An 11,231-nucleotide genomic window follows, 5' to 3' on the forward strand; every position below is an offset into this window, starting at 1 on the left:
GAAGTATAACATACTGACGTAACGTGAGGTCAAATAATATGATGACAATTGGTCAACTTTCACAAAAAACAGGAATGACTATAAGAACTATCCGATATTATGAAGAAAAAGGAATTATTATTCCAGATAGTCACACCCAAAGAGGTGATCGTCTCTTTAAAGAAGAACATTTAAATGGGATTCTCTTTATAAAATATTTACGTAGTGCTGGTTTAAGTATTAAAGAAGTTCAAAATTATGTGGATTTGTTACAAAAAGGGAGTGAAACTCGCGTACAACGTCAAATATTACTGTCTGAAGTAGAAAAAAAAATATTACAAGATATATCTGAAAAACAAAAACAATTAGAACATGTTCGGTGGAAACTAGAACGCTATGAGGACGGTTTTGATTGTTAGTTTGGTTCTGTTGCAAAGATAAAAAAATAAAAAGACTTACGTCTAGTTCATGTGTTTTAGGGTTCTATAATAAATCCTGTGGGAAATCATTCTCATAGGATTTTATTTTCTTGTAAAATAAAAAACTTACCTCTAAACTGTAAGTACATCACTACACACAGAGAAGAGATAAGCTATGTTTGATTCTATCATGAAGGAATTGTTTTTGCAAGCTCAGGATTGGGAAAGCGAGACGCTCATGCCCCTCAAAAAGGGCAAGCGCTATGAGCTCAAGGTCACCTATAAAGCCACCTTTAAAGCTTGTCCGCATTGTCACAAAAGCAAATTTCATAAGCACGGCACGATGCCTCGAAAGGTGCAGCTCACAGAATATCTGGGCTTTCCTTGCTTTTTGATCATTGCTATTCAGCGCTACAAATGTTGTTTCTGCGGCAAAGTGTCGACCCCTGAGTTGCCCGAAAGCTTGGTCTCCAAAGGCACCAAAGATTCTGTTTTGCTCAAAAAAGAAATTATTTTGAAACTCAAAAGCAAGCAGTCAATCTCAGAAGCGGCGCGGGATTTGAAGGTCTCGCCTTATAGCTTTTATCGCCTTTTAAACCAGATGCCCACAAAAGATCATTTTAGCTTTCTGCCCGAAGTGCTTTGCATTGATGAGTTTAAAGCCACAGGAGATTGCAAGGGAAAAATGGCTTTTATTGCCATGGACGGACAGACCCACAAGCTGGTTTCCTTGCTGGATGACCGTCGTTTGGAGCACCTCGTGACTTATTTTCTCAAGTTCCCAAGACAAGTTCGACTCAAAGTCAAAATGCTCGTCATGGATATGAATGCCAATTACGGTGCGCTCATCAAACGCTGTTTTCCCAACGCTCAGCTGGTCACGGACCGCTTTCACGTCGTCCAGCAACTGACCCGCGCTTTTAACCAGCTGCGAGTTCAGGAGATGAAGCAATTCGACACGCACAGCCCGCAGTACCGCCACCTCAAGTACTATTGGAACTATTTGCTCAAGAATTTTGACGACTGCTCTGAAAATCGCTTTTATTCCCGCAGCTTACGCCAGTGGACGTCGAGTCATGATTTGGTGCTCCAACTCAAAGCTTATACACCCGTGCTCGACGAGGCGTGGGAAGTCTTGCAGGCCGCACTGACAGCTTTCAGGAAGCACGACGACCAGAAGTTTTTCGAGATCATTGACGAATTGAAAGAAGAGCTATTGCCCGAGACCTTTGTGAAAAAGTTCCAATTTCTTGCCTCCAAAAAGGCTTCTATCCGCCTGGCACTGCACACGCCCTACTCCAACGGCTGCGTGGAGGGCATGAACAACAAAATCAAGGCGCTCAAGCGCGTCGCCTTCGGGTTTCGCCGCTTTAGCAACTTCAAGAAGCGGATTATTTTGATGAATTGATGAAACAAAAATAAGCCACCGCAGTGACTTACTCTTAGAGGGGGAATAATTTTCCCACAGGATTTGACAAAGAACCTTATAATCTTGCAATTGTAAAATTTTATCAATAGTTTTTTCTTTAATCTTAATGACTATTTATAATAATAAAAGCAACTACAATAGGTAAAATCCCTATTATCAAGCATAGTGGTAATAGTACATATCTGTAAATTTTTACTTTCTTTTGATTGTTTTTATTATTTTTATAATATCTTTTTACTGAATTTATAAGCAACACTAGCATAAGCACATATAATAATATTTTCATAATTTTATTGTATCACATGTAAAATTAACGTGCGGAATACGTGCAATGATCTAAATACATATAAATTTTTCCTGAATTTGGATGTGCATTAATAAGATTAGCAGCCTCAGTAAAACGTCCATGGAATGCAAACGTTCCTACACCAACGATAGCAGCCAAAACAGCATCAATAGGTCCCAATTCGAATCCAGCAGCTGCAAGAGCTGCTGCTACTCCAACTGCCCCTTCAGCCGTAGCGCATTTTCTAAAAGTATTACGCATTATTGTGCCATCTGATTTTGTAGTATATTTCCACAAAATACCTACAATTATTGGACTCGCAGACATAGATTTTGTTTGCGGAATGACCGTATTCGACGTAAATGTAGTTCCATCAGGATTTTTATAGATAATTTGAGCATTGTTACTCTCATTATTCAAAGTTTTGGTTACATCATTTTTTTGTACTGTTGCAGTATCTTGCTTAATAACATCCGCATTAGCTAAAATTGGAGCACATGCAGATAACAAAGTTAATACTGTCATAGCACTTACGATAAGTCTTTTTTTTATCATACAAAGCCTTCTTTCTTAGTAAAAGATATATTTGTTACGAAAACGTTCTCACTATAAATATATCACATTCTGAAAAGCAAAGCAAGAATTTTTTGAAATCGCCACCATCGCTCTTATCTAACTTTTACTCTTGTCGTTCTAATTATACATATCGATGAAAAATAACGAAATTAATAATTTAGGGATTAACATAGGGATTAACACAGGAATAGTAAGGTAATCAGATTCGATATTATTAAAAAATCATGAGTGAACTCTTACCTTTCAAGTACCCAACAAAGCTCGAAACTGAGATTTTTGGAGGTATAGAGACAAGAATATGCACATAATCGGGCATAAGATGTCCTTCAATGATTTCAACACCCTTGTAGCGACACAAAAGCTGAAATATTTCTTTCAAATCGTTCCTGACTTGATTATAAATGACTTTTCGTCTGTACTTAGGCGTGAAGACGATATGATATTTTCACAACCACTTTGTGTGCGAAAGACTGTTTGTTTTGTTTGCCATATGTTCCTTTCTATTTGAGCCTGAACATCTCAATTATACTCGGAAAATTGTGGTATAACCACTTCACTTCCACCCGCATAGCGGGTGGTTTTCTGTTTCACACGCTATGCGCACTCAACTGGCTAAAGCCGTAACGAGAAAACCCAGCGAAATATTCGCTGGGTTTGTCTGCAGTCTGAAATACCTTTATAGTCTTATGTTTTTCTTTTTTTGCGCAACAAATTAACCCAATTCTGTTTCATGCCAAGTACTCTGACAATCGACACGACATTGCCATTGATTTCATAAAATGCAACGTGATTTCCAACAAAAGTAAAATAATAATCTTCAGTCAATTCCACATCTTCATCAACTCGACTGCTAAGCTTTAGGCCACCTTCTGGAAATATTTTCAATTTTTCCAAGCTTGTCATAATCGTATCAACTGTGTTGAGTGCAGCTTGCTCTGAGAGAAAATTTTCTTCGATATAATTTTTTATCCCCATTAAATCTTGTAATGCTGAGTCGGTATAATCAATATTACACGTAAAGTATCAAAATCTTAGTGATACTTCACAGCACAATTGTGTGAATCTAAGTGATGAATAATTGCTTCTTGACAGTTCAGACAAACATTCATATTGTTTTGAGGATATTGTCCATAACAGGGACAATCTTTGGGATTGTCAGTAGCCATTTTGCTCTCCTTTTAAAAAATCCATATAAAAAAGCGCCACAAAAAAGTGACGTTCATTGGTACAGTAAAAAATAATTTCTCAGCGAGAATACTGTGTGTGTATAGAATCATGTGGGTTTGCGTCATTTTGTTCTCCTTCTATGCAAGACTAGATAAATGTTGATAATCTTCACAAAGTTTCTAGAGCTATCGAAATATTTATAAGAATTATTTTACCCCTTATATTTATATTAGTGCAGTTAGCTACTGCCAAAGCTCAAGTGTTAAACTTGAATAAGCACGCTGTGAATTAGTATTTGTACCCAATCGCTAGACGATTTTAGAAAGGCTCTAACCACAGCTTTTTGTATACATTGGTAATGAGTTTGATAACGCAAGAAACAACAGACGTTTTATATCTAATAAGGCTACAAGAACAAAAAGTGCGTGGAGTTATCACAGTGATCTAAATATTAAATACTGAGGAGAACCCTTATGACCCTTTTCGTTGAAATTGATGTATCTAAATACAAACATGACCTCGCAATCCTTGATAAGCAAGGAAACATTATGATTAAAAATTTCCAGTTTGCCAATACCTATAAAGGATTTCAAAATCTAAAAGAATGTTTAGAACAGCTTAAACTTCCAACTTCTGAACTCTGTATCTCACTTGAAGATACTGGGCATTATGCCGATAATCTCGTTGCTTTTCTTCAAAATCTTGGTTATCCAACTTTTACTTATAACCCTTTACTTATCAAGGAGTTTGTTAAATCATTGACGCTTAGAAAGTCTAAAACTGATAAAAAAGACGCTTTATCCATTGCTCGTAAACTGCTTTCTGACCCTCAGCCTGAACGTTATATTGTAGAACCTCAAATGCAAGAACTTAAAGAACTCACTCGCTATCAAAATTGATTAATACATCAACGTTCAAAGAATAAGACGCTTTATGTTCGAGTACTTGATAAAGTTTTCCCTGAACTCGCTAAGATTGTCAAGAACGTCCATAATCAATTTGTTTACGAGCTTCTTTCAAACTATCTACACCTCAAAAAATTAAACGGGCTAATTTTAGTTCTTTACTTAAAATCAAACGCTTAACGGCGGACAAAGCAAACCAAATTCAAGAAGCCGCTTGTTTAACCATAGGAAATGGTGCTTTAGCCTTACAGTTAGAGCTGATACAACTTATTGAGATGATAAGCATTCAATCCAAACAGATTAACCAGGTTCAAGAACAAATCAACGTTCTTATGGCAGAGATAGATTCACCTATCACAAGCATTACAGGAATTGGTGTGCGCTTAGGAGCTGTTATCCTCGCTGAAATTAAGAGCATTCATAACTTCAAAACACCAGGTCAACTTCAAGCTTTTGCAGGACTAGAACCCTCAATCTATCAATCTGGAACAATGGACATCACTGGACATATGGTCAAGCGGGGTTCGTCTTATTTACGCTACGCACTTATCCAAGCAGCCAAGTTACTTGCCAATTACTCCCCTTATTTTAAAGCCTACTTATGGCTCAAAATAAGCCAGGGAAAGCATTATAATGTCGCTGTATCTCATGTGGCTAAGAAATTGATACGTATCATCTACTACCTTCTCAAAACGAATCAAACTTTTGATGAACGTAAGTTAAGATAAGCGGTTCGTTTAGATATTTTTTAAAAACTTGCTTTGGCAAGACTTTTTGCGTACCTTCAAACTCATTAGCTTGACAAAATTTAAAAATCAGTTTTTACTTGACTTTTAATATAGTTTGTCTTTCTTCAGATTTGTAGTTTTCAATTTGCCTTTCAATTTTCATTCAAAATTTTTTGTAAAATCATTTCGATTTCCACTTTTGAATCCACTTGCCAAATTTCTCGAATAAAAGAATTTCCCTTTTCTTTACATTCCAATTTTAAAATAAAAGTATCGCCAATCATCGTTTCTGCTAAATCAAGGTGTCCTTTTGTCGGTTTGTATTTTGCATCACGGTTTCTATAAGTCGTAAATTTTCCTCTACCAAAATAGCCTGATGACAATTCAAAATAAGAAACAAGACTCATCTTTGATCCCCATTCTTTAAAATCCAGTCGTCCCAAACAATAGCCCCTTTCTTTTATTTTGGGATACTCCCAATAAGGAAATCCCAAATCACGTGTTTGATTTAAGGATAAGGCACGGGATTGATTTAAAAAATTGCGCAGCTCGTTAGAGTCCGCATTGTAATAATCTTTTTCGTAAAATTTTTCTTGAATGCGTCGGTTTTCAATTTCATCGTTTAACATTAGTTCTATCCTCCTGATTATTCTTTGGCTGCTGAACTTGAATATTTTTCTGATTAAAGGCTTCCAATTTATCATAAATTTCCAAATCTCGTGTGATTTGCTGATAAGATTGCTCCAATTCTTTACGTTCTACTTGCAGATTTTTTAGTTGGCTCAGTTCTCGGAGATTGTGCTGGTCAAATTTGACGACAGCGGTTTGGCGTGCAATTTTTTCATTTAACTCATCAAGGGCTTGCTCGACTTTTTGCATTTCAGAAATAAAATCTTCTCCCAGGTGCTTGAAAGAATTTTGTCCCGTAATCCCATGACGAGAAAGTAAATTCATCGCATCAAACAGAGTATGCACATTAGTCATTGCTTGATTGTTACGCAAAGGGACTTGTGTATTTTCATTAGAGAGTTGTGCAATGATTTGTCCTCCGTATAGAATACTGCTCTTTGCTGCATCACGTTCATCAAGGAAAATAAATTTTGAAAAAGTGTTGAGATAAAGTCTATATGTTCCATCCTCGGCTTTTTCAAATTGTCGTGCATCACAGCGAATGGTTCCATCACGATGACCGGCTTGCACCCGAATAAAAATTTCACGAGCTGTTTCTTTTTCAATCTGCCAAGGTTCTATGGTAAGTTCAATATTTGTATTTTCAGAAAACCACTTTTGTTGCTTCTCGTATTCTGCCAGACATTCCTTTTCGGATAATACAATTTTATGGGCCGCTTTGTTTTGCTCACAGCGGTTTTTGATTTGCTCCAAAGAAAAAATTCTTTTTTCCGGATGAGCTTCCATTTTTTTCTGGTCTGCTTTTGAAATCAGACTACTATCTCGAATCACAGCTTTTTGGTTTTTATCGAGGAGTTGATAAGTCGCATATTTCTTTGAAAAATCAACTGCCACATTTAATGCACGAGCTTTATTAACAAAATTTTCTACGCTTATCGTATGCTTCATTAAAAATAAAAGACGCTGCCGAAGTTCTGGACGAATAGGATTTTCAGACAGATAGGTTTGGTAACTTCGATGATTATTCGAATAGGGTTTTACTTTTTCTTGCAAAGCTCCATGTTCCAAAGAAATTTTATCCGAAAGCTCACGTGCAATTTGCAAGGTGTCTTTTTTCCATCTGAAATTTTTAAAATCAACGTCCGATGTCGCATTAAAAATAATGTGGTTGTGAATATGTTTTTTATCAATGTGTGTGGCAATAATATATTCATGCTTTCCACCAGTCAATTGGTTTATCCATTCAATACCAATTTGATGAATTTCTTCAGGAGAAAGTCCATCCTCTTCTGGGCGAAAAGATTGGACCAAATGATGAGCCATCACTTGTTTATTTTGTCGTCCAACCATTTGTCGTGCTAAAATTTTTGTGTAATTCATTTCGACATCCGCAAAATTTAAATTGTTAATGTGATAGCCCCCCACCAATACTTGCTCATTCGTTTTCTGCGGATTTAAAATATATTGCACTGATTTGTGCAGATGTTTCTCAGATTTTATTTGTTTAGGCTTTGGGACAACAACCATTAGTTTACCCCCAATTCTTTTAATTTTTGTTCGAAAGAGTGGACGACTTCTCTTTCAAAGTGTTCCATTTTTTTGCGCATCGCTCCCACTTCTTCTTGCAAGAGATAAAAATCCATCGCATCAATCTCATGACTTTCATTTGTGTGCTTTGCGATTTGATTGATATTATTCCCAATCTTATTAAATTCCATTCTCAAGTTTCCAACATCGCCAAGTGCGCCACGCAATGAGGAAAAATCCACTTGAATAATGAAGCCTTGAAGCCCCATTTTGAGCAAATAATTTCCAAGTGTCGCATAACCTGCTTGATGCATATTTTTATTGAGCTGAGATTTTTCCTCTTTTGTTGTCCAAAACTTTATTTGAGAATTTCTAAATCTTTCACTTTCTACCATTTGTAAATTTACCTTTCTATTCATTTGAAAACCAAAAAATTCGGGAAGGCTTGACCTCCCCGAACCTCTCACCAAAAACCAACCCTAACGGGAGAACGAAGTTCTCGCTGGCATAGCAAGTGGGTACCCACTTGCGAAAAAGCAAAAGGTCAGGAAAGGTCAAAATTCGCTGTTTTGCGAATTTCTCCTTTCCTGCCTTTGTTTGATTTGGGGAGTATCCCCAAGCCCCTTTTTATTTTTTGTAAATACCGTCAATTTGAAACCGTTAAAAAGAATTGATTTGCAATTTTTTTCCATTGCTCAAATTCTTCCAAGTCCATCATTTCAATTGTTTCATGTACCTCTGTAAGTTCCCAAAATTCTTTTTCACTTACAAAAAGTTCTATTGCATCAAGTAAATTTTTCAGTTGCCGAACGGCTTTCGATTGAGTTAATTTTCCATGCTTTTTCATGAGAAGTGAAAAAACATAAGCGATATTTTCTTCATTTTGCTCTACCATAATTCCTCCTTATATCGTAGAGGACTTGGACAATTCTTTTTGAAGTGCCGCAAGTTCACTTGCTTTTACATCACTGGGGCTTGATGAGGTGCCCCCTGAACTTTTTTTGAGCCTTCAACCTCTTTTTGTTGTGCCAATAATTGTTTTTCTTTGACTTGTGCTGCAGCCAATTTTTCTTTAAGGGTCATTTTTTCAACGACTTTTTTGGGAACTGGTTTGAGTTGCTTAGTTAAATCAGTTGTAAATTGAACAGTATTTTTCTGAATACTTTTCATCAAATTTTTAAGTTGAGAAAGAGAAAGCTGGTCCAAATGAGCGGTTGGTTCAAATGTTGTTTCAAGTCCAAATCTTCGAAGGGTCACATAGCGAATACTTTCAACCGCTAATTTTTTTAATTCTGGCGAAGGGAAGTCGTCGGAAAAACGTTGAGCAATGATTTCTTGACAAAGAGTTTGCAAAGCCTGTTCCACAGGTAACCCTTTTTGAATGACCAATTCTTGACCAGATTGATTGAACCAAGCATGTTCAAAATGAAAAAGTTTGTCATCTTTTTCAAGTCCTTTTTCAGAAAAATGAATCGAAACTTCTGACATTTTTGATAAATTCTGAAAAAGTTCGAGTCCCTTTTCACGTGGAAAAGTTGTTTTGATAGTCTCAGGAAAGACCGCACCTATCGTTTGACTAATATCAAAAACGGATGCTAGATTTTCATCAACACGAGCAATTTCTGGATTGCCCCGTTTATCAAGAATAATCCGATGTTGTTTATCATAACGTGGAATAGGGTTCGGAACAAAAAGTTTTAATGCTTGGCTTTTTGGTTTTATTCTGGATTTTTTGATTTCAGACCAGGTATTAAAATCTGCGACTTGTTGGATATTCGGATTTTGTGCTAACAACAATCGAATATTTTCTTCTGTTTGTTCAGGCATATAAGTTAAAGCAGAAAGAAAAGTCTTGAATTTTTGTGAGCTTTGATAATCCTTAAGTTGTGCCGATAGAAATTCATGGATAGCTGCAGGCTGCCGCTTTTCCAAAATTTTATCCAACGTTTCTGGCGCTTGTTTTGTAGCTTTTGATTTTGGGGGAGATAATTTTTCTGCGGATAAATTCACAGTCTCTCCATTTTTAGCTTGTCGTAATGCACGAATTTCTTCAAATGTTGGTGTAGTTAAGCTTTCTTTTGCCATGTTGAAAGAGAGAATAAAACGGCTATTTTTAAGTATTTTATCAACACTAAATTTTGCAGCTTGATAAGTAGCTTGCCTTTTTTCAATTGTCAATACGCCAATCACATCTAATGATACTCGTCCACTTTGGTCGGCTTCGAGTCGTGAAAAATCAGTTAATACAGGTAACTCATAAATTTTAGAAAGAGTATAAGGTTTTCCTTTTTCATCAATACGCTGAATTTTTTGCTTAATAAATCTTGACTGGGCTTGTGTCATTTCGACGAATGGCAGAGAAGTTGTAGAGGGTATTTGCGATGAATAACGTGAGACAATAGCTTCAACTTTTTCAATCTCACTTTGAGGACGTGGACGAACTAAAATATTTTTCTGATATTTCAATTCATCATTCCAATCACTTTTTTCTTGTCCCTCTACAAGTGGCGGAAAGTCTAGTTTAACTTTTGAAACCATGTCAGAAAACTCTTCTTTGAAGCGATTAACAAATTTATAACCAGCCGCATCGTTATCGTAAGCAAAAATAATTTCCCCAACATTTGGCTCACTAAGGGCGAGAAAGTTTTGAAAGTTTTGACGAAGTTGTTGAGGTTGTTCCAACTGCTTTTTAATTAAAGACTCTGTATTCCAATCTTTCCATTCTTCGCTAATCAGGGGAGACAATGCCATAATTTCAGCAAGACAACGAAGGATAGCTTCAGGTTTGTAGCCATCACTTGCAATCAAGATAACGTCCTGAAGTTCAGTCTGATGAAGTTCATAATAAGACATTAAATCAATCGGCGCTTCCGCAATAATCACCCGTTTTGGTGTACCAATCGTAATTTTTATTCCAGAGTTGTTTCCAGAATTAGGCAGCACTTTTTTTAGATGTCCGCTTTTATGTTGGTGTCCTTCCCAATCTGGATGTGCTTCAATGCCTTGCGCGCTTCCTCCAATCACATGCTGTTTCGTATCCAAATTCTTAAAAAGGACAACAGGTTCAAAATCAAATCTGCCGTCCTTTTGCTCTGTCCGCCAATTTCCTTGCGCAAGTACGCCTGCTTTTTCAAAGAAATCAATCGTTGCATCAGATAAACCACGTCCTTTTAGATAACGCTTTGCCAGCTCCATGTCTGGTGCCTCTTCAAAAAAATATTGGAAAGCTTTTGGCTTGGGAATCGTTGAAGCATCAAACGTTTTTAAATCCATTTGATTTAAATCAACGACACTTTTTCTGAAATTTTTGTTCAGCTCCTCTTGCGTGTTTGCCCCATATTTAAGCACAGAAACCAAATCAATGACTCCGGTCCATCGCGTGAACCCTTTTCCGTACCATCTGAATTTGTTAATGGTTGGATTGAGACTAAAAGTATTGTGTCCTTGCCATTCGCCCTTGTAAGTTTTCCCCGTTTTTTCTAAGGTCATTCCAAAGGATTGGGCAACGTCCATGATGGACTTCGTATTGGCAATGTCAGTTAAACGTTGCCTGGGAGAATCTTCTTTTATATCCATGATGTGTCC

General features: G+C 36.7%; 9 protein-coding genes and 2 pseudogenes. 3 read left to right on the forward strand and 8 right to left on the reverse strand.

Annotated elements, in window-relative coordinates:
- Positions 1-38: 38 nt before the first annotated feature.
- Together GHI93_RS00170 and GHI93_RS00175 are read left to right on the forward strand one after the other, a co-directional pair.
- Positions 39-398, forward strand: a complete 360-nt coding sequence (locus GHI93_RS00170) for a MerR family transcriptional regulator (protein WP_153494499.1) — start codon at positions 39-41, stop codon at positions 396-398.
- Positions 399-573: 175 nt separating this feature from the next.
- The gene (locus GHI93_RS00175) at positions 574-1,806 is read left to right on the forward strand and encodes an ISL3 family transposase (RefSeq protein WP_153494500.1); all 1,233 of its coding nucleotides are present in this window, start codon (positions 574-576) and stop codon (positions 1,804-1,806) included.
- 331 nt (positions 1,807-2,137) lie between these two features.
- On the opposite strand, the gene GHI93_RS00180 is transcribed toward GHI93_RS00175, so the two are convergent.
- The 3 genes and pseudogenes from GHI93_RS00180 to GHI93_RS00190 form a co-directional block, all read right to left on the reverse strand.
- Positions 2,138-2,668 (reverse strand): hypothetical protein, encoded by a 531-nt coding sequence (locus tag GHI93_RS00180; protein WP_153494502.1) that lies wholly within the window; start codon positions 2,666-2,668, stop codon positions 2,138-2,140.
- A gap of 238 nt (positions 2,669-2,906) precedes the next feature.
- Positions 2,907-3,125 (reverse strand): annotated as a pseudogene (gene tnpA / locus GHI93_RS00185) (IS200/IS605 family transposase); the annotation flags it as partial.
- A 248-nt stretch (positions 3,126-3,373) separates the two neighbouring features.
- On the reverse strand, positions 3,374-3,697 hold the full coding sequence (locus GHI93_RS00190) for a type II toxin-antitoxin system RelE/ParE family toxin (RefSeq protein ID WP_343030287.1): 324 nt from the start codon (positions 3,695-3,697) through the stop codon (positions 3,374-3,376).
- A 632-nt stretch (positions 3,698-4,329) separates the two neighbouring features.
- Between GHI93_RS00190 and GHI93_RS13260 the strand changes: the two are divergent.
- Positions 4,330-5,489, forward strand: a pseudogene (locus GHI93_RS13260) (IS110 family RNA-guided transposase).
- Positions 5,490-5,641: 152 nt separating this feature from the next.
- Here GHI93_RS13260 and GHI93_RS00200 read toward each other — a convergent pair.
- The 5 genes from GHI93_RS00200 to GHI93_RS00220 form a co-directional block, all read right to left on the reverse strand.
- Positions 5,642-6,118 (reverse strand): hypothetical protein, encoded by a 477-nt coding sequence (locus tag GHI93_RS00200; protein WP_153494506.1) that lies wholly within the window; start codon positions 6,116-6,118, stop codon positions 5,642-5,644.
- Positions 6,105-7,646 carry a relaxase/mobilization nuclease domain-containing protein gene (locus GHI93_RS00205; protein WP_153494508.1) on the reverse strand — a complete coding sequence of 514 codons (1,542 nt, stop codon included), beginning with the start codon at positions 7,644-7,646 and terminating at the stop codon, positions 6,105-6,107. The genes GHI93_RS00200 and GHI93_RS00205 overlap by 14 nt, the downstream gene beginning before the upstream one ends.
- Entirely contained in the window at positions 7,646-8,041 is a 396-nt protein-coding gene (locus GHI93_RS00210) for a plasmid mobilization protein (RefSeq protein ID WP_170272344.1), read from the reverse strand. Before GHI93_RS00210 ends, GHI93_RS00205 begins: the two co-directional genes overlap by 1 nt.
- Before the next feature lie 251 nt (positions 8,042-8,292).
- The gene (locus GHI93_RS00215; RefSeq protein ID WP_153494512.1) at positions 8,293-8,541 is read right to left on the reverse strand and encodes a hypothetical protein; all 249 of its coding nucleotides are present in this window, start codon (positions 8,539-8,541) and stop codon (positions 8,293-8,295) included.
- Positions 8,542-8,606: 65 nt separating this feature from the next.
- On the reverse strand, positions 8,607-11,222 hold the full coding sequence (locus GHI93_RS00220; RefSeq protein WP_170272345.1) for a toprim domain-containing protein: 2,616 nt from the start codon (positions 11,220-11,222) through the stop codon (positions 8,607-8,609).
- Between the last annotated feature and the right edge of the window lie 9 nt (positions 11,223-11,231).

Source organism: Lactococcus hircilactis, from assembly GCF_009601015.1.
Lineage (GTDB): Bacteria > Bacillota > Bacilli > Lactobacillales > Streptococcaceae > Lactococcus > Lactococcus hircilactis.

What these genes read in the sequence shown, in the direction of transcription:
- GHI93_RS00170 (WP_153494499.1), top strand. Translation starts at nt 39, where the DNA reads ATGATGACAATTGGTCAACTTTCACAAAAAACAGGAATGACTATAAGA.
- GHI93_RS00175 (WP_153494500.1), top strand. Translation starts at nt 574, where the DNA reads ATGTTTGATTCTATCATGAAGGAATTGTTTTTGCAAGCTCAGGATTGG.
- GHI93_RS00205 (WP_153494508.1), bottom strand. Translation starts at nt 7,646, where the DNA reads ATGGTTGTTGTCCCAAAGCCTAAACAAATAAAATCTGAGAAACATCTG.
- GHI93_RS00180 (WP_153494502.1), bottom strand. Translation starts at nt 2,668, where the DNA reads ATGATAAAAAAAAGACTTATCGTAAGTGCTATGACAGTATTAACTTTG.
- GHI93_RS00200 (WP_153494506.1), bottom strand. Translation starts at nt 6,118, where the DNA reads ATGTTAAACGATGAAATTGAAAACCGACGCATTCAAGAAAAATTTTAC.
- GHI93_RS00215 (WP_153494512.1), bottom strand. Translation starts at nt 8,541, where the DNA reads ATGGTAGAGCAAAATGAAGAAAATATCGCTTATGTTTTTTCACTTCTC.
- GHI93_RS00220 (WP_170272345.1), bottom strand. Translation starts at nt 11,222, where the DNA reads ATGGATATAAAAGAAGATTCTCCCAGGCAACGTTTAACTGACATTGCC.
- GHI93_RS00210 (WP_170272344.1), bottom strand. Translation starts at nt 8,041, where the DNA reads ATGGTAGAAAGTGAAAGATTTAGAAATTCTCAAATAAAGTTTTGGACA.